General features: G+C 62.1%; 18 protein-coding genes. 3 read left to right on the top strand and 15 right to left on the bottom strand.

Features of this window, described 5'->3' with window-relative positions; translation table 11 throughout:
• Positions 1 to 38: 38 nt before the first annotated feature.
• The gene (gene creD / locus KGA89_RS10025) at positions 39 to 1,412 is read left to right on the top strand and encodes a cell envelope integrity protein CreD (protein WP_223471434.1); all 1,374 of its coding nucleotides are present in this window, start codon (positions 39 to 41) and stop codon (positions 1,410 to 1,412) included.
• A 183-nt stretch (positions 1,413 to 1,595) separates the two neighbouring features.
• Here creD and KGA89_RS10020 read toward each other — a convergent pair whose 3' ends face one another.
• From KGA89_RS10020 to KGA89_RS09980, 9 genes are all read right to left on the bottom strand, one after another.
• Positions 1,596 to 2,225: a glutathione S-transferase gene (locus KGA89_RS10020; protein ID WP_223471432.1), complete on the bottom strand. Its 630-nt coding sequence runs from the start codon at positions 2,223 to 2,225 to the stop codon at positions 1,596 to 1,598.
• 83 nt (positions 2,226 to 2,308) lie between these two features.
• Positions 2,309 to 3,607, bottom strand: a complete 1,299-nt coding sequence (locus KGA89_RS10015) for an MFS transporter (protein WP_223471430.1) — start codon at positions 3,605 to 3,607, stop codon at positions 2,309 to 2,311.
• Between the two features lie 206 nt (positions 3,608 to 3,813).
• Positions 3,814 to 3,993, bottom strand: coding sequence for a hypothetical protein (locus KGA89_RS10010; RefSeq protein ID WP_223471428.1), 180 nt, complete (start codon positions 3,991 to 3,993; stop codon positions 3,814 to 3,816).
• Complete coding sequence (locus KGA89_RS10005; protein ID WP_223471426.1) at positions 3,990 to 5,120, bottom strand: PepSY-associated TM helix domain-containing protein; 1,131 nt, start codon at positions 5,118 to 5,120, stop codon at positions 3,990 to 3,992. The genes KGA89_RS10010 and KGA89_RS10005 overlap by 4 nt, the downstream gene beginning before the upstream one ends.
• 167 nt (positions 5,121 to 5,287) lie before the next feature.
• Entirely contained in the window at positions 5,288 to 7,726 is a 2,439-nt protein-coding gene (locus KGA89_RS10000; protein ID WP_223471425.1) for a TonB-dependent siderophore receptor, read from the bottom strand.
• A gap of 231 nt (positions 7,727 to 7,957) precedes the next feature.
• Positions 7,958 to 8,932 (bottom strand): FecR domain-containing protein, encoded by a 975-nt coding sequence (locus KGA89_RS09995; protein WP_223471424.1) that lies wholly within the window; start codon positions 8,930 to 8,932, stop codon positions 7,958 to 7,960.
• Positions 8,929 to 9,447 carry an RNA polymerase sigma factor gene (locus KGA89_RS09990; protein WP_223471423.1) on the bottom strand — a complete coding sequence of 173 codons (519 nt, stop codon included), beginning with the start codon at positions 9,445 to 9,447 and terminating at the stop codon, positions 8,929 to 8,931. Before KGA89_RS09990 ends, KGA89_RS09995 begins: the two co-directional genes overlap by 4 nt.
• A gap of 226 nt (positions 9,448 to 9,673) precedes the next feature.
• Entirely contained in the window at positions 9,674 to 10,381 is a 708-nt protein-coding gene (locus tag KGA89_RS09985) for a PolC-type DNA polymerase III (RefSeq protein WP_223471422.1), read from the bottom strand.
• The gene (locus KGA89_RS09980) at positions 10,378 to 12,312 is read right to left on the bottom strand and encodes a putative nucleotidyltransferase substrate binding domain-containing protein (RefSeq protein WP_317846344.1); all 1,935 of its coding nucleotides are present in this window, start codon (positions 12,310 to 12,312) and stop codon (positions 10,378 to 10,380) included. The genes KGA89_RS09985 and KGA89_RS09980 overlap by 4 nt, the downstream gene beginning before the upstream one ends.
• Positions 12,313 to 12,570: 258 nt before the next feature.
• On the opposite strand from KGA89_RS09980, the gene KGA89_RS09975 reads away from it, so the two are divergent.
• Complete coding sequence (locus KGA89_RS09975; RefSeq protein WP_003206256.1) at positions 12,571 to 13,017, top strand: response regulator; 447 nt, start codon at positions 12,571 to 12,573, stop codon at positions 13,015 to 13,017.
• 206 nt (positions 13,018 to 13,223) lie between these two features.
• On the opposite strand, the gene KGA89_RS09970 is transcribed toward KGA89_RS09975, so the two are convergent.
• Positions 13,224 to 15,401, bottom strand: coding sequence for a malate synthase G (locus tag KGA89_RS09970; protein ID WP_223471420.1), 2,178 nt, complete (start codon positions 15,399 to 15,401; stop codon positions 13,224 to 13,226).
• Positions 15,402 to 15,852: 451 nt separating this feature from the next.
• Here KGA89_RS09970 and KGA89_RS09965 point away from each other — a divergent pair, with 451 nt between their 5' ends.
• The gene (locus tag KGA89_RS09965) at positions 15,853 to 16,371 is read left to right on the top strand and encodes a glycine cleavage system protein R (RefSeq protein WP_003206251.1); all 519 of its coding nucleotides are present in this window, start codon (positions 15,853 to 15,855) and stop codon (positions 16,369 to 16,371) included.
• Between the two features lie 217 nt (positions 16,372 to 16,588).
• On the opposite strand, the gene rarD is transcribed toward KGA89_RS09965, so the two are convergent.
• From rarD to KGA89_RS09940, 5 genes are all read right to left on the bottom strand, one after another.
• Positions 16,589 to 17,476 (bottom strand): EamA family transporter RarD, encoded by an 888-nt coding sequence (gene rarD / locus KGA89_RS09960; RefSeq protein ID WP_003206249.1) that lies wholly within the window; start codon positions 17,474 to 17,476, stop codon positions 16,589 to 16,591.
• A gap of 203 nt (positions 17,477 to 17,679) precedes the next feature.
• The gene (locus KGA89_RS09955) at positions 17,680 to 18,654 is read right to left on the bottom strand and encodes a serine/threonine protein kinase (RefSeq protein WP_003206247.1); all 975 of its coding nucleotides are present in this window, start codon (positions 18,652 to 18,654) and stop codon (positions 17,680 to 17,682) included.
• A 196-nt stretch (positions 18,655 to 18,850) separates the two neighbouring features.
• Entirely contained in the window at positions 18,851 to 20,752 is a 1,902-nt protein-coding gene (locus tag KGA89_RS09950; protein ID WP_223471418.1) for a PhoX family protein, read from the bottom strand.
• 66 nt (positions 20,753 to 20,818) lie between these two features.
• The gene (locus tag KGA89_RS09945) at positions 20,819 to 21,583 is read right to left on the bottom strand and encodes a TOBE domain-containing protein (protein WP_223471416.1); all 765 of its coding nucleotides are present in this window, start codon (positions 21,581 to 21,583) and stop codon (positions 20,819 to 20,821) included.
• A gap of 58 nt (positions 21,584 to 21,641) precedes the next feature.
• A complete protein-coding gene (locus KGA89_RS09940; RefSeq protein WP_223471414.1) occupies positions 21,642 to 22,382 on the bottom strand; it encodes a ComF family protein in 741 nt (246 codons plus the stop codon).
• Between the last annotated feature and the right edge of the window lie 43 nt (positions 22,383 to 22,425).

The following is a 22,425-nucleotide window of genomic DNA, read 5'->3' as shown; positions in this document are numbered from 1 at the left end:
TCCCAGACTCTCCCTCATTCGAACAGGGAGAGCCCCACATGAACCGCAGTCTCGCCATAAAACTGGGCATGATCGCCCTACTGATTCTCTTGTTGATGATCCCTTTGTTGATGATCAACGGGCTCATCGATGAGCGCCAGGAACTGCGTGACGGTGTGCTGCAGGACATCGCCCGCAGCTCCAGCTACAGCCAGCAATTGATCGGGCCGATGATCGTGGTGCCGTTTCGCAAGAGCGTGAAGGTCTGGAATACCAACGAGAAGACCGGCGTGCGTTTCCTGGAAACCGTCGAGCGAGCGGGCGAGTTGTATTTTCTACCGGAGCAGTTTGAGCTCGACGGCCAAGTCCGCACCGAAACCCGGGCCCGGGGCATCTACGAAGCGCGGTTGTTCCATGCCGATAACCGGATCGATGGTCGCTTCAAGGTGCCTGAGCGCTACGGTGTAGCCGCCAAGGATTTCGCCGATTACCGCTTCGACGAGCCGTACATGAGTGTCGGCATCAGCGATATTCGCGGCATCGAGAATGCGCTGACCCTGACGCTGAACCAACAGACCGTCGACTTCCTGCCCGGCTCGCGACTCGGCTGGCTGGGGCAGGGTGTGCATGTGCCGCTGCCGATGATCACCGCCCAGGGCGGCCCTGAGCTGACCTTCGGTTTTGACCTGCGTCTGCAAGGCACTGGCGAGTTCCAGATTCTGCCAGTGGGCAAATCCACCAAGGTGCACCTGTCGGCCGACTGGCCGCATCCGAGCTTCATCGGCAACTACCTGCCCACCAATCGTGAGATCAATGAGCAGGGTTTCAGTGCCGACTGGCAGACGTCGTTTTTCTCCACCAACCTTCTGGAAACGCTGCAAGCCTGCGAATCGAGCGATAGTTGTGAAGCGTTCCGCAGTCGGGCCTTCGGGGTGAGTTTCATCGACCCGGTGGACCAGTACCTCAAGAGCGACCGGGCGATCAAATATGCGCTGCTGTTTGTCGCCCTGACCTTCGCCGGCTTCTTCCTCTTCGAGGTACTCAAGAGCCTGGCGGTGCACCCGGTCCAATACGCCTTGGTGGGCGTGGCGCTGGCATTCTTTTACCTGCTGCTGTTGTCGCTGTCGGAGCACATCGGCTTCACCCTGGCGTACCTGGTGTCGGCCAGCGCCTGTGTATTGCTGATCGGGTTCTATGTCTGCCATGTGCTGCGCAGCGTGAGCCACGGCCTGGGATTCTCGGCAGGGCTGGCGGGCTTGTACGGTTTGCTCTACGGCCTGTTGAGCGCCGAGGACTACGCGTTGTTGATGGGCTCGCTGTTGCTGTTCGGCCTGCTGGGCGTGTTCATGGTGCTGACCCGCAAGCTGGACTGGTACGGGGTCGGGGCGAAGCCGGCGGCGGCGATGAACTTCGATTTGGGAGAGGTGAAATGAGCCGGTCGCTGGGGTTGCGTGAGGATCAGCGGGTGCGCGAAGTGTTGGTGATGCGCATTGCTGGGTTGTTTCCGCTGGATCCGGTGCGCTGCTATCGTGAGCAAGCTCGCTCCCACAAAGAGCTCCACGGTCCCCTGTGGGAGCGAGCTTGCTCGCGATAAGGCCGGCACAGCTAACGCAAAGCTAAACCCTGGGCACCGTCTCAATCATCGAAGGCCGCAGACTGACCTCGGCAAACCACGCCGCCAGTTGCGGATTGGCTTTGCGCCATTCCAGGTCGGGATGGCGCAGGTCCAGGTAGCCCAAGGCGCAGGCCACGCTGATGGAGGCCACGTCGAAGTGGCAGGCCAGTTCGGCAATCGCTTCGGCTTCGAGCATGCCCAGGGCCCGGCGAATCTTGTCCCGTTGCGCATCGAGCCATTCGTCCCAGTGTTTTTCCACAGGGCGTAGCGCGGTTTCGTAGCGGATCATCACCGCCGCATCCATGATCCCATCGGCCAGGGAGGCCAGGGTCAGGCGCCGCCAGCGGGCCGCGCCGTCCCGGGGGATCAGCGGGTTGCCGACGTGCTGGTGATCGAGGTAGTCGAGGATGACGCGACTGTCATGGATCACCGTTCCGTTGGCCAGGCGCAGGGCCGGGATCTTGCTCAACGGGTTGTCATCGATCAGCACCCGGTCCGGCTTGACCGGCGAGAGCTGGCTGAGCTGCAACGCCACGCGGTCCTGCTGGCCGGTTTCGTGCAGCAGCACCAGGACCTTGCGAACGAAGGGCGAAGCGGGGTTGTGGAACAGCGTCATGCTGGGGGTGGACATGGCAACGTCTCGATCAGTGGGGCTTGCTGCGCAGCATAGCGCGTTCGTGCGACCGAGCCGAAGGGGCCCGGCCGCAAGGTGCCTCAGACGGCCGGTTGCAGTGCTTGCGGCTCGGACGACGGCGTTGCCGGTTGGTGTTTGAGCTCCCGGGCGACAGTCCAGACGATGAATGCGGCGATGACATCGAAGATTGCCAGCAGCACGAACAGTGGGCTGTAGCCGATCTTGGTCACCATGACGCCGAACAGCAGCGTGAAGGCGGCGGCGCCCAGGTAACCGAACATCCCGCCCATGCCGGTGGCGGTGGCGACTTCATTCTTGCCGAACGAATCGGACGTGATGGCGTACAGCGCACCGGACAGGGTCTGATGGGCAAAGCCGCCGACGCACAGCAGGGCGATGGCGGTGTAAGGGCTGGCAACCAGGCCGATGCAGGCGGGGCCGATCATGCAGGACGCACCGAACAACAGGACCATTTTGCGCGAAGTAAACAGCGACACCTTGCAGTATTTATGGAAGAACGGGCTCAGGTAACCGCCCAGCACGCAACCCAGGTCGGCGGCCAGGAACGGCAGCCAGGCGAACATTGCGATTTCCTTGATGTTCATGTGCCGCTCGGTCATCAGGTACAGCGGGATCCAGGCGTTGAACGTTTGCCAGGCCGGCTCGGAGAGGATCCGGGCGCTGGCGATGGCGTAGAAGTTGCGGCTGGCGATGATGCGTTTCCAGCTGCCTTTCTTTGGCGTCGGGTCTTGGAAGTGAGCTTCCTGGCCGCTGAGGATGTAATCACGCTCGGTGTCGCCCAGGAGCTTCTGGTCGCGCGGATGCTTGTAAAAGATCATCCAGAGTAACGTCCAGGCCACGCCCAGGCCGCCAACGATCAGGAACGCCAGCTCCCAGCCACTGTTCAGGATCGCCCAGACCACGAGCGGCGGAGCCAGTACGGCGCCGATTGAGGAACCGATGTTGAACCAGCCGATGGCCACCGAGCGTTCCTTGGCCGGGAACCATTCGGTAGAGGTCTTTACCGCAGCCGGCAGCCCGGCGGCTTCGGTCAGGCCCAGCAAACCCCGGAAAAACGCCAGGCCCTGCCAGCCCGATGCCATGGCCGCTGCGGCACAGGCGATGGACCAGGCGAACGCGAAAATGGCGAAACCCATCTTGGTGCCGATGGCGTCGATGATGTAGCCGGCCACCGGTTGCATCAACGCGTAGCAGATCTGCCAGGCCACGACGATGTGGGAATACTGCTCGGTGGAGATGTTCATTTCGCTCATCAGGGTGGGAGCGGCCACCGAGAGGGTATTGCGAGCCAGGTAGTTGACCATCAGGCCGGCCGTGACCAGGCCAACCATCCACCAGCGGATGCCTTTGATTTTCATTACTTCACCATCAATTATTTTTGGATTTGGCGTCGCATGCTGTGTTGTAGGTTGTCGTACAACAGGCGCACTTATAGAGGGTCAAGAATTAATTTGTCAACAAATATGTCAAAGGCTGTGCGGTTTGAAACAACCTGGCGTATCTGTCGGTTGTCGTATGACGAGGAGAGAGGGTGCTCACTCTGGCAAGTGAGCGCCCGGATGACTCAACGGCGTGGGACCAATCCCCGCACCGCCAACACGGAGGGTATGCCCAACCCCAGCCAACTGACGGCGTCCCACAGACCGTCACCCAGCAATGCGCTGAACAACCCCGCCGCACTAAGCGCACCGATCATCAGGGGAATACCAAACACTTTCCAGAAACTCGACTGCCGAGGCCTCACGAGGCGACCTCCGTGCCGACGGTTACGCGCTTGGCCGTTTTACGCCGCACCAGCCACAGGTAAACGCCGCTGCCGAGGACGATGATGGTCAGTACATCGAGGGTCGCCCAGAAGATCTGCATTGGCCGGCCACCGTAGTCACCGAAGTGCAGCGGCAGGGACAGGCTCATGACGTCCATGTACCACGGCCGTTCGGCGACGGCGGTGACGTCCAAAGTGGTGGCATCGATCAGCACGGGCGTGAGCAGGTGCGAGGTCAGGTGGGTGTCGCCCTTCATGAAGACGCTGTAGTGGTGCTCGCTGGAGAACAGCGTGCCGGGGAAGGCAATGAAACTCGGCTCCATGCCCGGCGCGACGTCCTTGGCGATGTCCAGCAGTCGGGTGGCCGGTGCCAGTTGGGTCAGTGGTGGGGCGTTGCGGTAGGGTTCGACCATGGCGCTGAGGCTGTCGTTGCGCCACGCGGCGATGATCAGGTCGGCGCATGCGGCGATCACGCCGGTGACGCCCACGGTCAGCGCCCAGACCAGTGTGACCACGCCGATCAGGTTGTGCAGGTCGAGCCAGCGCAGGCGCGTGGATTTGTCCTGACGCACCGTGGCGAACTTCAAGCGGCGCATGAACGGCAGGTACAGGACCACCCCGGAGACGATGGCAATCACGAACAGCAGGCCCATGAACGCCAGCAGCAACTTGCCCGGCAGCCCGGCGAACAGGTCCACGTGCAGGCGCAGCATGACCATCATGAAGCCACCATTGGCCGAGGGCATTTCCAGAGCCTCGCCGGTACGCCCGTCGAGCATGAAGGTGTGGGACGAGTTGGGTTCCGTACCCGGTGTCGGCGCCATGATGGTGATGACGCCGTTGGGGTCATCATCGTCCCAGCCAAAATACTGGACCACTTCCCCCGGGCGATGGGCCTTGGCTTTTTCCACCAGTTGTTGCAGGTCCAGCGGCGGCGTGTCGGCCGGCATTTCCCGAAGCTGCGGAGCGTCGCCCAGCAGGTGTTCGATTTCATGGTGGAAGATCAACGGCAGCCCGGTGATCGCCAGCATCAGCAGGAACACCGTGCAGATCAGACTGGTCCAGGTGTGGACGAAGGACCAGCGGCGGATGGTTTTGCTTTTCATGATCGATCCGGATGTAAAAGGGCACCTTGTGGCGAGGGATATCTGTGGGAGCAAGGCTTGCCCGCGAAACAGGCGATACGGTCCTTCCGAAACCGAGTCGCCTCCATCGCGGGCAAGCCTTGCTCCCACATAGTGCCCGTTAAAGTGGGTATGCAAATGCTAACCGTTTACCATTTGTAATTCACGCTGGCGACGACGTTGCGCTGGTCGCCGTAGTAGCAGTAGAAGCCGTCGCAGGTGGACAGGTAGTCCTTGTTGAAGAGGTTCTTTGCGTCCACCGCCACCGTGACCCCCTTGAGGGTCTTGTTCAGACGGCCCAGGTCGTAATGGGCCGAGGCGTCGTACACGGTGTAGGACCCGACATGGCCCCAGTCGGTGTTGGTGGTGTTGCCGTAGGTGTCGCCGACATAACGCACACCGGCGCCGATGCCGAAGCCGTCCAGCGAGCCGTTATGCCAGGTGTAGTCCGCCCAGGCGGTGGCCTGGTTGCGCGGCACCTGGGCCATGCGCTTACCTTTTTCCGCCGCCGTGCCCTTGGTGATTTCACTGTCGTTGTAGGTGTAGGAACCGATCAGTTTGAGGTTGTCGGTCACGTCGCCCGAGGCTTCCAGTTCCAGGCCACGCACCTGGACTTCGCCCACCTGGCGGGTGACGTTGTTTTCGGTGACGGAGTTGTTTTTCTGGGTCAGGTCGAACACCGCAGCGGTCAGCAGGGTCTTGGTGCCGGGTGGCTGGTACTTGATACCCGCTTCGTATTGTTCGCCTTCGGTGGGTTTGAACGCTTCGGTGCTGTTGACGGTTGAACCTGCCGCTGCCTGGAACGACTGGGCGAAGGAAATGTAGGGCGTCACACCGTTATCGAAGACATAGCTCAACGCCGCGTTGCCGCTGAATTTCTTGTCGCGCTGGGTATTGGTGACGTTGTTCTGGTTGTGGAACTCGGTGCCAGTGTGAATCCAGTCTTCACGACCACCGAGGGTCAGGCGCCAGTTGTCCAGGGCAATCTGGTCCTGGACGTACAGGCCGGTCTGGTTGGTCTTCTGGTTGTAGTCGTACATGGTGAAGTATTGGACATTGGAGAAATCCTGTCCGTAGATCGGGTTGTTGATGTTGCTGGTCGGCACGCCGGTCGAGCCCCACAGCCAGCGCGAATTGCTGTTGGAGTGCTGGTGGTCCAGGCCCAGCAGCAGGGTGTGGCTGAGGGCGCCGGTCTGGAAGTCGGCCTGGAAGTTGTTGTCCACGGCGAACTGGCTGATGTCTTCGTCGACGACACTGGCACTGCGTTTGACGGTGCCATCGGCGCTCACTGCTTCCTCAGGTCCCGCCGGCCAGAATTGCCCGCCAGCGGAAATGCCTTGGGTCTCCAGGTCGCTCTTGGTGTAGCGCAGGTTCTGGCGGAACTGCCAGGTATCGTTCAGGCGATGTTCAAAGGCATAACCGAGGGCGTAGTAGGTACGGTCGTAGAATTCCCAGTCCGGGTCGCCGAGGTTCTTGTGATGGGAAATCTTGCCCGCTGGCGAAGAAAGCTTGGTGCCTTGCAGCGGCAAGAATTGCCCGGTGATGCCGGTGTCGTCACGGGTGTACTGGGACAGGAAGGTCAGGCGGGTGTCGTCGTTGATGTTCCAGGTCAGGCTCGGCGCGAGGTTGTAGCGTTTGTCCGGGATGTGATCGACCTGGGAGTTGCTGTCGCGCACGGTACCGCTGACTCGATAGAGGAACTGGCCTTCGTCATCGACCTTGCCGGTGCTGTCGAAATTGATCTGCTTGTGTTCGTAGCTGCCGGCCTGCAGCTCGACTTCATTGCTGCTTTCGGCCTGTGGACGACGGCTGACCATGTCCAGCATGCCGCCAGGGGGTGTCTGGCCGTAGACCGAAGAGGCCGGGCCACGCAGCACGGCAATGCGCTCCAGATTCCAGGGCTCGATTTTCGGCGTGATGTAGTTGCCCTTGGGCAGCGGCAGGCCATCGAGGAACTGGGTCGGTATGAAACCGCGGACCAACAGCCAGTCATTGCGCGAATCTGAACCGTAGCCGCTGCTCTGCACACCGGCGGTGTAGCGCAGGGCGTCATTGAGGTTGAGGACCGAACGGTCTTCCATCTGTTGGCGCGTGACCACGGAGACTGAACGCGGCAGTTCGACAATCGGCGTATCGGTCTTGGTCCCGGCGGCGGTGCGGGTAGCGACGTAGCCCTCGGTCGGGCCCCACGCGGTTTCGCTGAGGCCGGCCCCGATCACACTGGTTTCCGGCAAGGCCATGACGCCTTCAGGCACGGCCACCAGGCTGTAGGTGCCGGCGCTGCTTTGTTCCAGTTGCAGGCCGGTACCGCGCAAGGCTTCGCGCAATGCGCCCGTGGCATCGAACTGCCCCTGGACCGGGGCCGAGGTCTTGCCCGAGGCCAGGGACGGATTCAGGCTCAGGGCGAGGCCAGCCTGGCTGGCGATCTGGTTCAAGGTGCTGGCCAGCGGCGCGGCGGGCAGGTTGTAGGTGCGCACGCTCGTGGCCTGTTCGGCGGCCAGCAGCGGGGCGCTGGTCAACGGGACGGCAAAGGCAATGGCGATGGCCAACAGGCTGGGGCGCAACAGGGTGTCTAGCGGGCGGGACATACGGCGGCTCCTGAATGGAAATATTTCTCAATTGCCTGGGTGCCGGATGAAAATTGAAAAGTGATAGGGCTGGATGAAAATAATTTAGATTCGCTTTGCTGGTGGTGGCTTTGTGGTGGGGCGAATGGCCTCATCGCGAGCAGGCTCGCTCCCACAGGATGACTCGTGGGCAACCCGATCAATGTGGGGGCGAGCTTGCTCGCGATGAGGCCATCACTGACACAAAGTCCTTCAGGGCTTGGCTTCAGCCCTCGGCCCCACCACCACCCACCACCGCGTGTGATGCTCGACCTGCACCGGCAAGGTCGGCAGCAGGGCGGTTAAGGCCAGGTCGATGTCGTGCAGCGGGAAACTGCCGGTGATGCGCAGGTCTGCCACTTGTGGCGCGACACCCAAGTAGCCATGCCGGTAACGCCCCAGTTCGTGGACCAGATCTTCTAGGCGCGCGTTGTCCACCACCAGCATGCCGCGGGTCCAGGCATCGGCGCCGGGGTTCAAGGCAAGGGTCGGCCCTAGGTCGTCGCGGCGCATCAGCACTTGTTGGCCTTCGCGCAGGATCTGTTCCTTGTCCGTGGCCTGCGGATGCGCGGCTACAGCGGATTTCAACACGCTCAGGCGCGTGCCTTCGTCTTCACGCTTGACCAGGAACCGTGTGCCCAAGGCGCGCAGGCTGCCTTCGCGGGTTTCGACGATGAACGGACGCGGGTCGTCGTGGCCGGTTTCCACCAGAATCTCGCCTTCCTGCAGGACGATGCGGCGCTGCTTGTCATCGAAACGCACGTCCAGGGCACTGTGGGTGTTGAGGTTGATCAGCGTGCCATCGGCCAGGCGCAGAGTGCGCTGTTCGCCTGTAGCGGTGCGCTGATCGGCCAGCCAGTAATCCAGCGGCAGGTAACGATCGCCGGCAAACAACGCCAGGCCGATGACCGCGATAACGCTGGCCAGGCCGCTGCCAACCTTGCGTATCCGTCGGCGAATGCTCACCCGCGATTGCAGCAACGCGGCGCGCGCCGGTCCGGTGGCCACACTGAAGCGCTGGTCAAGCATGCCCAGCTGTCGCCAGGCCCGGGCGTGTTCTTCGTCGGCGGCATGCCATTGGGCGAAGGCTTCACGCTGCTGTGCGCTGCTCGAGTCCAGGGACAACTGCCAGGCAATTGCGGCATCCAGCACGCTGGCCGAGACCGGTTTGGCATGGGCCTGGTTCATGTCGGCTCACCATAAAGTGCGATGTAGCACTGTCGGATGCCTTGGGCCAGGTACTGTCGGACCCGCGGCACCGAAACCCCCAGGCGCTCGGCGATTTCGGCGTGGCCGAGGCCGTCGAGGCGGTTATAGAGGAAGGCTGCGCGGGCCTTGCTCGACAGTTTGCCAAGCAGGCGGTCGATGGCCTTGAGGTCTTCGAGGATGATTTGCTGTTCTTCCACCGAGGGCTGTTCGGCCTCGGGGATCCGCATCAGTTCGGTGAGGTAGGCCTGCTCCAATGCCGCTCGACGGAAGTAATCGAACAACAGGCCCTTGGCGATGGCCACCAGAAACGCTCGCGGCTCGCGGGGCGCCTTCAGTTCCTCGCGACCCAGCAAGCGCACAAAAGTGTCCTGGCTCAGGTCCTCGGCCCGTTGCGAACACGCCACGTTGCGTCGCAGCCAGGCCAATAGCCAAGCGCGATGGTCGCGGTACAACGCACCAACCAAATCACTATGAGGACTGGGGACTGACGACACGGAACATCACCGACGTTTTAAGTAACGAGAATTGTTCGCGATTGTGGCAGAGGCGGAGGCGGGAAAGCAATTGGCGCTGGTCGGGACTCGATTTGTGGGTCTGAATGAATCTGTGGGAGCAAGGCTTGCCCGCGATGCAGGCGACTCGGTCAGCCTGTCAATCCCAGGCGATGCCCTCGCGGGCAAGCCTTGCTCCCACAGGTGAACCACCCTCGGAGCAGAGGGTTTAGAGCGAAGGCGCCTGCTGCCGTCGTTTCCAGTGGCTCAGGCGTTGTTGCAGGTCAAGCGGGCTCAGGATCTGTTGCTGGCGGGCGCGGCTGAACAGGATCAGCGCCAGTTCCGCCGTGGCCAGGGCGTCGGCACTGGCGTTGTGGCGGTCGAAGACTTGCAGCTTGAACCAGTCGATCCACTCATCCAGGCCTGACTTGCGCAGGTTGGCTTGGGGGCAAAGCATCGGTGCCAGATCCGCCACGTCGAGAAACGAATGCTGCAGGCGATAGCCCAGGTAGTCTTTCAAGGCGCGCCCGAGCATGTGGGAATCGAACGGCGCATGAAAGGCCAGCAGCGGACTGTCGCCGACGAACTCCATGAACGCCAGCAGCGCTTCGGCCGGGTCGCTGCCGGCGGCAATGGCGCTGGGCGCCAGGCCATGGATCAGCACGCTCGGCCCGAGTTTCTGCTTATCGCATTGCAAGGTGCGTTCGAACTGCTGGCTGAAGTCGATGGCGCCGTCTTCGATGACCACCGCGCCGATGGACAGCACTTGGTCCTTGTTCAGGTTCAACCCGGTGGTTTCCAGGTCCAGCACGACCCAGCGCTGTTCCCGCAGGTCGCATTCACCCAAGGCTGAAGCCGTCGGCAGGCGTTCCAGGCGCCTTTGCGTTTCTTCGGACAACATTGGCTGGGCTGGGCGCAACCAGGAAAAAATGCTCACAGCTGATACCTCACGGTCAGGCTGCTTTGCAGGCGTTGGGCCTGGCGCAGGGATTCGCGCAGGATGCGTCGGTCCAGATGGTTGAGGCTGTCGGGGTCGACGCGGTTGGAATAGGGCAGGTTCTCGCGGGTTTGCAATTGATGTTGCTGCATGCGGGTCTGCTGGATGAAGTGATAGGCCTCTTCGTAGGCTGCGCCATCGAGCGGTTCGATCACTTGCTTGTCGACCAATTGCCGCAAGCGCTCCAGGGTATTGTTGGCTTCGATGCCATTGGCCAGCGCCAGCAGACGGGCGCCGTCGACGAAGGGCGTCAGGCCTTGCACTTTCAGGTCGAGGGTGGCTTTTTCGCCGTTCTTGCGACTCAGTACGAAATCCCTGAAGCGGCCCACGGGCGGGCGGTGGCGCAGAGCGTTTTCGGCCATCATGCGCTGGAACAAACGGTTATCGGCCACTTGATCGAGGATCTGCCGGCGCAGTTGCTCGCAGCCTTGCTCATCGCCCCAGACCACCCGCAGGTCGAAATAGATGCTCGAGCCCAGCAGGTTTTCCGGGGTTGCTTCGCGAATGAATGCCGAAAAGCGCCGGGCCCACTCAGCACGGGACAGGCACAGCTCGGGGTTGCCGGCCATGATGTTGCCCTTGCACAAGGTGAAGCCGCACAAGGCCAGGCTCTGGTTGATCTGCTGGGCGATGGGCAGCAGCAGACCGCGGATCTGCGCGGCATGGGCGGCGTCCCGGGCCTCGAACAAAATGCCGTTGTCCTGGTCGGTGTGCAGGGTTTGTTCGCGCCGGCCTTCACTGCCGAAGCACAGCCAACTGAACGGCACGCCTGGGTCACCCTTGTCGATCAGGGTCAGCTCGATGACCCGGCACACGGTGTGGTCGTTGAGCAGGGTGATGATGTGGGTGATCTGGGTTGACGACGCGCCGTGGGCCAGCATGCGCTCCACCAGTTGGCCGATTTCGCCGCGCAGGGCCACGAGGTTTTCCACCCTGGGCGCGTTGCGGATGGTCCGGGCCAGGTGCACCAGGTCGACGCGCTGCAAGGAAAACAGATCGCGCTCCGACACCACGCCACACAGGCGTTGGTCCTTGACCAGGCAGACGTGGGCGATGTGCCGTTCGGTCATGGCGATGGCGGCGTCGAAGGCGCTGTGGTCCGGCGAGAGGAAAAACGGTGCCTGAGTCATGTGTCCTACGATGGCCTGGGAAAAATCCCCGGACCCATCGGCCACCACCTGCCGCAGGTCGCGCAAGGTGAAAATCCCCACCGGAGCTTTCTGTTCGTTCACCACCACGATGCTGCCGACCTGCTGGTCGTGCATCAGCTTCACGGCTTCGCGCAGCGGCGTGTCCGGGCTGCAACTGACCGGATGGCGCATCGCCAATTCGCCCAGCCGCGTGTTGAGGGAGTACTGGGTGCCCAGCGTTTGTGCGGACTTTTGCTGGACCTGTTGGTTGACCTGGTCGAGCAGGCTGCTGACCCCACGCAGGGCGAAGTCGCGAAACGGGCCGGACAGGGCGAAGAGCTTGATGAAGGCCAGTTTGTTCAACTGCAGGCAGAACGTGTCTTCGCCGGCCCGGTGCTCGGTGCGCGTGGCCCGTTCGCCCAGCAGCGCGGCGAGGGGGAAACATTCGCCGGTGGTTATTTCGAAGGTGGTCTCGGTGCCACCCTTGGCCGTATGCGGACGTTCACCCACCACCCGGCCTTGCTTGACGATGTAGAAGTGCTCCACCGGGCCGTCGGCTGGTTTGATGATGGTTTCGCCCGGCGCATAAAAACGCAGCAGGCATTGCTCCACCAGATAGGCCAGGTGGGCGTTTTCCATCTGGTTGAACGGTGGGAAACGCTGGAGAAACTGCAGTGTCCCCTGGATGTTTTGCAACACCGCGGTTTTCCCTGCCTGGGTGAAGGCGTCCGCTTTTTTCATAACCATTACGCAGTCTTTTTTGAATTGTTGTGGTCGATCTGTTCTCCCATGGTCGGCCCCTCAGCGCGGGGTGCCCATTGGACGTAAGTCTAGGTCGCAGCCTCGGGGTAGGCTTACGGAAAAATCCTACGCCAAGCGTCAGAAAAATCTTCGTTAAATGTTCTTGGAAAAAAATCCGACGAAGTGCACATTGAAGCGCCGCAGAACGATGTCTGACCACTGTGCCAGGGGATCGATTTAAAGAACGTAGAGAGCACCATGTCCGACCACGATATTTTGAGTGACGCCGAGCGCGAGGCGCTGAGTGCCGTCATGCTGGAACCTGACCTGCCGCCGCAGCGCGTCTTGATCGTCGATGACGACAAGGACGCTCGTGAGCTGCTGTCGGAGATCCTGGCGTTGGACGGGATTCACTGCATGACCGCCGCCAGTGGTGAAACGGCACTCAAGATGCTGGAAACCAAGCCATCGATCGGCCTGTTGATCACCGACCTGCGGATGGGCAATGTCGATGGCCTGGAACTGATTCGCCTGGTGCGCGAGTCGCCGCGGGCGGCGCTGCCGATCATCATCGTGTCGGGCGATGCCGACGTGAAAGACGCCATCGAAGCCATGCACCTGAGCGTGGTGGACTTTCTGCTCAAGCCGATCGATACCGACAAGCTGCTGGGGTTGGTCAAGCATGAGTTGGGGATGGATCTTTAAAATCGTCTGTGTGAGCAAGGCTTGCCCGCGATGCAGGCGCCTCGGTTCACCAAGGACCGCGCTGTCTTCATCGCGGGCAAGCCTTGCTCCCACAGATAAATCCCCTTGCCGCAATGACTCAAGCATCAGCCAGGGCATGGTGATTTTGCATTGAAAAAGCCCTGATCTTTCGATCAGGGCTTTTTTGTGCCGCGTCTACCGCTCAATCACAACCCATTGGCTGCCTTGAACTCGCGACGACGACGGTGCAGCACCGGCTCGGTGTAGCCGTTGGGCTGCTTCGTGCCTTCGATCACCAGCTCGACCGCCGCCTGGAAGGCGATGTTGCGGTCGAAGTCTGGCGCCAGCGGACGGTACAGCGGGTCGCTGGCGTTCTGGCGGTCGACCACCGGCGCCATGCGCTTGAGGCTTTCCATCACTTGGTCTTGGGTGACGATGCCGTGGCGCAGCCAGTTGGCGATGTGCTGGCTGGAGATACGCAGCGTCGCACGGTCTTCCATCAGGCCGATGTCGTTGATGTCCGGTACCTTGGAACAACCCACGCCCTGGTCGATCCAGCGCACCACGTAGCCAAGGATGCCCTGGGCATTGTTGTCCAGTTCGTTCTTGATCTGCTCCGGTGTCCAGTTCGGATTGACGGCCAGCGGGATGGTCAGGATGTCGTCCACCGATGCACGCGCGCGCTTGGCCAGTTCGGCCTGGCGGGCGAACACGTCGACCTTGTGGTAATGCAGCGCGTGCAGGGCAGCGGCGGTCGGCGAGGGAACCCAGGCGGTGTTGGCGCCGGCCATTGGATGGGCGATTTTCTGTTCGAGCATCGCCGCCATCAGATCCGGCATCGCCCACATGCCCTTGCCGATTTGTGCGCGACCTTGCAGGCCAGTGCTCAAGCCGATGTCGACGTTCCAGTTTTCATAGGCGCCGATCCACTTCTCGGCTTTCATGTCGGCCTTGCGCACCATCGGGCCGGCTTCCATGGAGGTGTGGATTTCATCGCCCGTACGGTCGAGGAAGCCGGTGTTGATGAACACCACCCGCTCGCTGGCGGCCTTGATGCAGGCCTTGAGGTTGACCGTGGTACGGCGCTCCTCGTCCATGATCCCGACCTTGAGGGTGTTGCGCGGCAGGTTCAGCACGTCCTCGACGCGACCGAACAGCTCGTTGGTGAACGCGGCTTCTTCCGGGCCGTGCATCTTCGGCTTGACGATGTACACCGAGCCGGTGCGGCTGTTGCGACGGCTGGTGTTGCCGTTGAGGCTGTGGATCGCTGCCAGGCTGGTGATCAGGCCGTCGAGAATGCCTTCCGGCACTTCGTTGCCATGCTTGTCCAGGATCGCATCGATGGTCATCAGGTGGCCGACGTTACGCACGAACAACAGCGAGCGGCCGTGCAGGGTCACGCTCGAACCGTCGACGGCGGTGTAGACACGGTCGGGGTTCATGGTGCGGGTGAACGTCTGGCCACCTTTGGCGACTTCTTCAGCCAGGTCGCCTTTCATCAGGCCGAGCCAGTTGCGGTAGATCACCACTTTGTCATCGGCATCGACGGCGGCGACCGAGTCTTCGCAGTCCATGATGGTGGTCAGCGCGGCTTCCATCAGGATGTCTTTAACGCCAGCGGCGTCAGTCTGTCCGACCGGGGTGCTGGCATCGATTTGGATTTCGAAGTGCAGGCCGTTGTGTTTCAACAGCACGGTGGTCGGTGCCGAGGCATCACCCTGGAAGCCGATCAACTGGGCATCGTCACGCAGGCCGCTGTTGCTGCCGCCCTTGAGGGTGACCACCAGTTTGCCGTCGACGATTTTGTAAGCGGTGGAATCGACATGGGAGCCGGCCGCCAGGGGCGCGGCTTCGTCGAGGAAGGCACGGGCGAAGGCGATGACCTTGTCGCCGCGGACCTTGTTGTAGCCTTTGCCTTTTTCCGCGCCATCGGCTTCGCTGATGGCGTCGGTGCCGTACAGCGCGTCATACAGCGAACCCCAGCGGGCGTTCGATGCGTTGAGGGCGAAGCGGGCGTTCATCACCGGCACCACCAGCTGCGGGCCGGCCATGCGGGCGATTTCGTCATCGACGTTTTGGGTCGTAGCCTGGAAATCCGCCGCTTCTGGCAGCAGGTATCCAATGTCTTGCAGGAAGGCTTTGTAAGCCACGGCGTCGTGGGCCTGGCCGGCACGGGCCTGGTGCCAGGCATCGATCCGCGCCTGGAAATCATCGCGTTTGGCGAGTAGGGCTTTGTTCTTCGGGGCCAGGTCGTGGATGACCTTGTCGGCACCGGCCCAGAACGCGTCGGCGGTGAGGCCGGTTCCGGGAATGGCTTCGTTATTCACGAAGTCGAACAGGACTTTGGCGACCTGCAGGCCACCGACTTGAACGTGTTCAGTCATTGCTTGCCTCACTCTGCTCAGCTATTTCGCTTTTCAGCTCTTCGATTTTGACAATGAAGCCTCGGGACATTTAAAGCACAAACCCCGGAACCAGTACATGCCATCGCTGGCGGCTGGGTGGTAAGCCTTGCTGACGGGGCTTTTCAGGGATGCGACTGCGCCTTAAGCAGACATCGGTACAACGTTATGTAGTGCTCGCTGCGGAATACTACATGATCAATTGCGGTTGTGAAAATTAGACTAATTGCGTCGTTCCGCGACCGACTAAAGCAGTACAGTCACGACGAGGCACGGGATGTTCTCAAAAAACAGATGGATTGTTCCAGATAAATCTTGATGTTTGTACACGATGTTTCTGATCTCATTCTGTGGGAGGTATAAATCCCGAGGCCCGCGGTCTGCTTGCGATCACCTGCCTATACTGTCCCTTCCACAACAAGAGGACTGCGCCATGGACCACCTCGTCATCACTGTTTTCGCCCCGGACAAGCCCGGGCAGGTCGAGCGCATTGCCGATTGCATCGCCGAACACGGCGGTAACTGGCTGGAAAGCCGCATGTCGCGCCTGGCCGGGCAGTTTGCCGGGATCCTGCGAATCGGCGCCCCCGCCGAGGCCCATGAAGAACTGATCGAAGCCTTGCAGGGGCTATCGACTCACGACATCCGCGTGTTGATCGCTGAAAGCGCCCTTGAGGAGTCCTGCACCTGGAAACCCATCACCATGGAGCTGGTGGGCAACGATCGTCCCGGCATCGTGCGGGACATCACCCGGCTGTTGAGCGAGCAGGGCGTCAATGTCGAGCGTCTGGTGACCTACGTTCGGCCGGCACCGATGAGCAGCGAGCTGCTGTTCCACGCCGAAGCGATCCTGGGGGTGCCCTTGACCCTGTCGCTGGATACGTTGCAGGAGCGCCTGGAGACGCTGGCCGATGAGTTGATGGTGGAGCTCAAGCTCAGCGACGAAGCGTGACGAAGGTTATCCAAGGAAAAACTGCGCCTGCCTGTGGATAACCTGTAGAGACCCGGCTCCAGCCCAGACCCACCGGGGCTCAGCGGGGAATGGTCAAAAAATCATCACTTTTCAAGGGCTTGTGCACAAAGGGCGGGGATCACGCTGTGGATAACCTTGGGAAGGATAAGCGCAGGCCACGTCAGACGTGGCCTGTAGAGGTTTGTGTGTTTTTTGATCAGCTGCGCCGGCGCATGCTGATCACGGCATCGACGCTGTACACCGCCAGCCCGGCCCAGATAAACAGGAATGCCACCAGTGTGCTGGACGACAGGTGCTCACCGAACAGCGTGACGGCGAGCAGCAGCACCAGCGTCGGTGCGATGTACTGGAGAAAACCGATGGTGGTGTAGGGCAAATGCCGTGTTGCGGCGTTGAAACACACCAACGGCACCAGCGTCACGGGGCCGGCCGCCACCAGCCACCAGGCTTCGGAGGTGGTCCAGAAAGCGGCCTGGGCACTGGTGGCCGTGGGATTGAACAGCAACCAGGCGATGGCGATCGGCACCAGCATCCAGGTTTCCACCACCAGCCCCGGCAATGCCTTGACCGGCGCCTGCTTGCGGATCAACCCATAGAAACCGAAGGTCAGCGCCAGCACCAGCGACACCCACGGCAGGCTGCCCACTTGCCAGACCTGCTGCGCCACGCCGACCGCCGCCAACCCCACCGCCAGCCATTGCATGCGGCGCAGGCGCTCGCCCAGCAGCAACATGCCCAGCAATACGTTCACCAGCGGGTTGATGTAGTAACCCAGGCTGGCTTCGAGCATACGCTCGTTGTTCACTGCCCAGACGTAGGTCAGCCAGTTGGCTGCGATCAGTGTCCCGCTCAGGGCGAGGATCGCCAGGCGCTGTGGGTTGTCCCGTAGTTCGCGCCACCAGCCCGGGTGTTTCCAGACCATCAGCAACACCGCGCCGAACAGGGCCGACCACAGTACCCGGTGGATGATGATCTCCACCGACGGCACGCTGGCGATGGCTTTGAAATAGATCGGGAACAGACCCCAGATGATGTAGGCACTCAGGCCCAGGATGTACCCGCGACGCGGGTTGGCGGCTTGCATGCAGAATCCTTGCTTAGGCAGCTAACAAAGGAGTGATTGTAAGGAGATTTGTCTGGTTGCGCTGTGAGTATTGTGCACAATCACCGCAGATCCCCTGTGGGAGCGGGCTTGCTCGCGATAGCGGTGTGTCAGTCGACAAAGGTGTCGAATGTTCGATCGCCATCGCGAGCAAGCTCGTTCCCACGGGGGGACCAGCAGTAGGGTCAGAATAGTTTCAACGGCTCTTCATTGAGCGCCGCCAGTTGCTCGCGCAACGCCAACACCTGGTCGCCCCAATAACGTTCGCTGCCGAACCACGGGAAGCTGCGCGGGAACGCCGGGTCGTCCCAGCGTCGCGCCAGCCAGGCGCTGTAGTGCATCAGGCGCAGCGCCCGCAGTGGCTCGATCAGCGCCAATTCCCGCGGGTCGAAGTCGTGGAACTCACGGTAGCCGTCCATCAATTCCGACAATTGCCCCAGGCATTCCTGGCGATCGCCGGCGAGCATCATCCACAAGTCCTGCACCGCCGGGCCCATGCGACAGTCGTCCAGGTCGACGATGTGGAACACCTCGTCACGGCACATCATGTTGCCCGGGTGGCAATCGCCGTGCATGCGGATGTTCTGGTGGGGCGTGGCGGCGTAGACCTCTTCGACGCGCTTGAGCAGGTCCCGGGCGACCGACTCGTAGGCCGGCAGCAAGCTACGCGGGACGAAGCCGCTTGCCAGCACGGTGGCCAGCGAATCGTGGCCGAAGTTCTTCACGCCCAGGGCTTCACGATGTTCGAACGGACGGGTCGCCCCGACCGCGTGCAGGCGCCCGAGCAATTGTCCCAGGCGATAGAGCTGATCGAGGTTGCCCGGCTCCGGTGCACGGCCGCCGCGACGGGGAAACAGGGTGAAACGAAACCCGGCGTGTTCGTGCAGGCTGGTGCCGTTGTGGATCAGCGGCGCGACCACGGGTACTTCGTATTCGGCCAGCTCGAAGGTAAAGCTGTGCTCTTCCAGGATCGCTTCGTTGGTCCAGCGCTGAGGGCGATAGAACTTGGCGATCAGCGGCTCGGAATCTTCGATGCCGACCTGGTAGACGCGGTTCTCATAACTGTTGAGGGCCAACACGCGGGCGTCGCTGAGAAAGCCGATGCTTTCAACGGCATCGAGTACCAGGTCGGGCGTGAGGGTTTCAAACGGATGGGACATGCTGACTCCTGCGCAGCGGCAGGGCTGCCGCGTCCGGCCCAGCATGGTAGCGCAGACAGAGGCAGATAGGTGGTGGCTGTCGGTGATCGTTCCCACGCTCAGCGTGGGAACGCCTCATGTGACGCTCCGCGTTACGCTTTGGGGACGCGGAGCGTCCCTGGCTGCATTCCCACGCAGAGCGTGGGAACGATCAGAGTCAGGCGCCGATGACCCCGCCATCCTCACGGGTAATCACCATCACCGAAGACCGCGGCTTGCCGTTGGGCAAGTGTTCAGGGAAGGTCGAACCGCCGTTTTCCCCAGGATGCTGGATCCCGACGAACAAGGCCTTCTGGTCCGGCGCGAAACTGATCCCGGTCACTTCGCAGCCCACCGGCCCGACCATGAAGCGGCGGATTTCGCCACTGTTGGGGTCGGCGCAGAGCATCTGGTTGTTGCCCATGCCGGCGAAGTCCCCGGCGTTACTGGAGTCGCCGTCGGTGAGGATCCACAACCGGCCGGCCTTGTCGAAGCCCAGGCCATCGGGGCTGTTGAACATGTTCTGCGGGTTGATGTTGGACGATCCGGCTTTCGGCGTGCCGGCGTGTACCGTCGGGTTGCCGGCTACCACGAACAGGTCCCAGTCGAAGGTCTTGGACGCATGGTCGTCGCGGTCGGTGCGCCAGCGCAGGATTTGCCCGTAGACGTTCTTGGCCCGAGGGTTTGGCCCGTCTACCGGTTGGCCGTCTTCGCCACGCTTGGAGTTGTTGGTCAGGGTGCAATAGACCTGACCGTCTTTCGGGCTGACCACGATCCACTCCGGGCGGTCCATGCGGGTGGCGCCCACGGCACTGGCGGCCAGGCGTGCATGGATCAGCACTTCGGCCTGGTCGGCGAAGCCGCTGCTGGCGTCGAGGCCGTTCTTGCCGTGGGTCAACTCGATCCACTGGCCCTTGCCTTTGGGGTGGTCCGGGTTGCCGTCGCCGGCATCGAAGCGCGCCACGTACAAGGTGCCATGGTCCAGCAGGTTGCGATTGGCCTGGGCATTGCGCGGGTTGATGCGCTCGCGGCTGACGAACTTGTAGATGAACTCACCGCGCTCATCATCGCCCATGTACACCACGGCGCGACCGTCATTGGTCTGCGCCAGGGCGGCGTTTTCGTGTTTGAAGCGGCCCAGGGCGGTGCGTTTCACCGGTGTGGATTGCGGATCGAACGGGTCGATTTCCACTACCCAGCCGTGACGATTGAGTTCGTTGGGGTTCTTCGCCAGGTCGAAGCGCGGATCGTACAGGTGCCAGTTGATCTCGCGGCTGGTGACGGTGGCGCCATAGCGTTTTTGCGCTTCATCGAACTGCAAGTCGGACTTGCTGCTGCCGAAGCAGTCGGTGAAGTTTTCTTCGCAGGTCAGGTAAGTGCCCCATGGCGTCATGCCGTTGGCGCAGTTCTGGAACGTCCCCAGGACTTTCTTGCCGCTCTTGTCGGCACTGGTTTTCAGCAGGTCGTGGCCGGCGGCCGGGCCGCGCAGGCGGATCGGCGTGTTGCCGTGGATCCTGCGGTTGTAGCGCGATTCCTGGACGAACTGCCACTGGCCGCGACGACGCTGGACCTCGATCACCGACACCCCTTCGCTGGCCTGGGCCTTGTGCACGTCTTCAGCCGACTGCGGCTGGCCGCCGTGGGGGAAGAGGTAGCGGTAGTTGGTGTATTCGTTGTTGATCGCCATCAGCGCCCGGTTATTGTCGCCGGGGAACGGGAACAGGCTCATGCCGTCGTTGTTGTCGCCGAACTGCACTTCCTGTGCGCGGGCGGTGCCGTTGCCACTGGGGTCGAAGGCCGGTGCATTTTTCTGCAGCGGCTGGCCCCAACTGATCAGCACCGAGGATTTGTAGCCTGGCGGTAACGTGATGGTGTCGGCCGTGGCGGCGGCGATGCTGTTGAAGCCCAGCAGCCGGCTGTTGCCTTCGCTCACGGCGGCGGCCAGGACGCTGCGGCTCAGCAGGTTGCCGCCCAGGAACATCGCCGCGCCGCACAGGGCGCCGGCGCTGATGAAGCTGCGCCGGCTCAGGCCGACGATCTTTTCCAGGTCGGTGGATTGGTTTTCTTCTAATAGGCTCATCTCAGGCTCCCTGCTGGTTTTGGCAGTCACCTTAAAGCGGGCCGATGAAACTATTGTTGCAGCGCGCTACAACGGTGTGCCGAGCAGCACATTTGTCGCTGAAAACGTCACTTGCACCGGTGAGCCGCTTTCCAGATGCTGCTTTTGTAGCTCAAGCGGGTCGGCCAGGGCGCACAGCGTCTGGCCGTTGGGCAGGCTGATGCGCACTTCGCTGGGGCCGTCTTTGGCGGCGTCGACCTGTTCGATCATGCCGCGCAGCGTATTGATCCCCGGTTTTTCCGCTTGCTCGACAGGGTGCAATTGCAGCCAGCCAGCCTTGATCAGCGCCACCACGTCGGTGCCGACATCCAGCTCCAGGCGCAGCGTGCTGTCGTGGGTGATCTGGGCTTCGATGAGCAGGCCCCGGGCCAGCTCCAGGCGTACCCGGTCGTTGTGGCCCTGGGCCTCGATGCCCAGGACCTTGCCATGCAGTTGATTACGGGCGCTGGTGCGTAGCATCAGGCGACTGAGCAGGCCCAGGTCGCCGGCATCCTCGCTCGCTTCCAGCAGTTGCGTCTGCAACGCTTGCAGGCGCTGATACAGGCGCAGCACGCGTTGGCCTTCCTCCGACAACTTGGCACCGCCACCGCCCTTGCCGCCGACGCTGCGTTCCACCAACGGTTGGTCCGCCAGGTTGTTCAGCTCATCGATGGCATCCCACGCCGCCTTGTAGCTCAGGCCCGCGCTCTTGGCAGCGCGGGTGATCGAGCCTTGTTCGGCGATGTGTTGCAGCAGCGCAATGCGTTGCGGGCGCCGAACGATGTGCTGGGTCAGAAGCGTGGGCAATGACATGACGGAAAACTGTGGGCAATGGCTGATGGACGGACGTTGGCGCCTTGGGCGCGGCGCGTCAAGCCGAGTCATCGGGTTTCGGCGTGCGCGCCAGGCAATACACATCGACCCGCGCAGCGCCGGCATCGAGCAGCAGGGCAGCCAGCGCCTGGGCGGTGGCGCCGGTGGTGAGCACATCGTCGACCAACGCCAAGTGACGGTTGCGCAAGGAAGCCTGCGGCGCCAGGGCAAAGGCCTGACGCAGGTTTCGCCGCCGGGCCCTGGCATCGAGTGCCTGTTGGGCGGGGGTGTCCTGGGTGCGTCGCAGCAGGTGTTCTTCGCAAGGGATCGCCAACGGCCCACTGAGCCAGCGGGCCAGCAGCGCTGCCTGGTTGAAACCGCGCTGGCGCAAACGGCGGGTCGCCAGTGGCACCGGTACCAGTGCGTCGGGCCGCTCCAGCCCTTCGTCGAAATGATGTTGCAGCGACTGCGCCAACAATTCGCCCATCAGCCGGCCCAGGGGCCATTTCGCCTGGTGCTTGAAACGGGTGATCAGGCTGTCCACCGGGAAGTCGTAGGCCCAGGGCGCCAGGACCCGCTCGAAGGCCGGCGGTTGCGAGGCGCATTGTCCGCAACGCATTCCAGCCATGGGCAGCGGCAAGGCGCAGACGCTGCATTGATCGCCGAGCCAGGGCAGCTCGCTTTCGCAGGGCGTGCAGATAGGTTGTGGCGTATCGGTGCTTTCGCCACACAGTAGGCAGGATTGTTTGTTTTTTAACCAGATGTAAACCGGTCCTTTGTGTCGTGGTTGACAGCGCATGACTCTTCCTTAAATATGCCGAACATCCGTGTCGCGCCTGTGG

The organism is Pseudomonas sp. A-RE-22 (genome assembly GCF_019956035.1).
In the GTDB taxonomy this organism is placed as follows: Bacteria; Pseudomonadota; Gammaproteobacteria; order Pseudomonadales; family Pseudomonadaceae; genus Aquipseudomonas; species Aquipseudomonas brassicacearum.
Note: the sequence above shows the minus strand (reverse complement) of the source record. Positions and strands in the feature narration are given on the sequence as shown.

What these genes read in the sequence shown, in the direction of transcription:
- creD (WP_223471434.1), top strand. Translation starts at nt 39, where the DNA reads ATGAACCGCAGTCTCGCCATAAAACTGGGCATGATCGCCCTACTGATT.
- KGA89_RS10020 (WP_223471432.1), bottom strand. Translation starts at nt 2,225, where the DNA reads ATGTCCACCCCCAGCATGACGCTGTTCCACAACCCCGCTTCGCCCTTC.
- KGA89_RS10015 (WP_223471430.1), bottom strand. Translation starts at nt 3,607, where the DNA reads ATGAAAATCAAAGGCATCCGCTGGTGGATGGTTGGCCTGGTCACGGCC.
- KGA89_RS10005 (WP_223471426.1), bottom strand. Translation starts at nt 5,120, where the DNA reads ATGAAAAGCAAAACCATCCGCCGCTGGTCCTTCGTCCACACCTGGACC.
- KGA89_RS10000 (WP_223471425.1), bottom strand. Translation starts at nt 7,726, where the DNA reads ATGTCCCGCCCGCTAGACACCCTGTTGCGCCCCAGCCTGTTGGCCATC.
- KGA89_RS09995 (WP_223471424.1), bottom strand. Translation starts at nt 8,932, where the DNA reads ATGAACCAGGCCCATGCCAAACCGGTCTCGGCCAGCGTGCTGGATGCC.
- KGA89_RS09980 (WP_317846344.1), bottom strand. Translation starts at nt 12,312, where the DNA reads ATGAAAAAAGCGGACGCCTTCACCCAGGCAGGGAAAACCGCGGTGTTG.
- KGA89_RS09975 (WP_003206256.1), top strand. Translation starts at nt 12,571, where the DNA reads ATGTCCGACCACGATATTTTGAGTGACGCCGAGCGCGAGGCGCTGAGT.
- KGA89_RS09970 (WP_223471420.1), bottom strand. Translation starts at nt 15,401, where the DNA reads ATGACTGAACACGTTCAAGTCGGTGGCCTGCAGGTCGCCAAAGTCCTG.
- KGA89_RS09965 (WP_003206251.1), top strand. Translation starts at nt 15,853, where the DNA reads ATGGACCACCTCGTCATCACTGTTTTCGCCCCGGACAAGCCCGGGCAG.
- rarD (WP_003206249.1), bottom strand. Translation starts at nt 17,476, where the DNA reads ATGCAAGCCGCCAACCCGCGTCGCGGGTACATCCTGGGCCTGAGTGCC.
- KGA89_RS09955 (WP_003206247.1), bottom strand. Translation starts at nt 18,654, where the DNA reads ATGTCCCATCCGTTTGAAACCCTCACGCCCGACCTGGTACTCGATGCC.
- KGA89_RS09950 (WP_223471418.1), bottom strand. Translation starts at nt 20,752, where the DNA reads ATGAGCCTATTAGAAGAAAACCAATCCACCGACCTGGAAAAGATCGTC.
- KGA89_RS09945 (WP_223471416.1), bottom strand. Translation starts at nt 21,583, where the DNA reads ATGTCATTGCCCACGCTTCTGACCCAGCACATCGTTCGGCGCCCGCAA.
- KGA89_RS09940 (WP_223471414.1), bottom strand. Translation starts at nt 22,382, where the DNA reads ATGCGCTGTCAACCACGACACAAAGGACCGGTTTACATCTGGTTAAAA.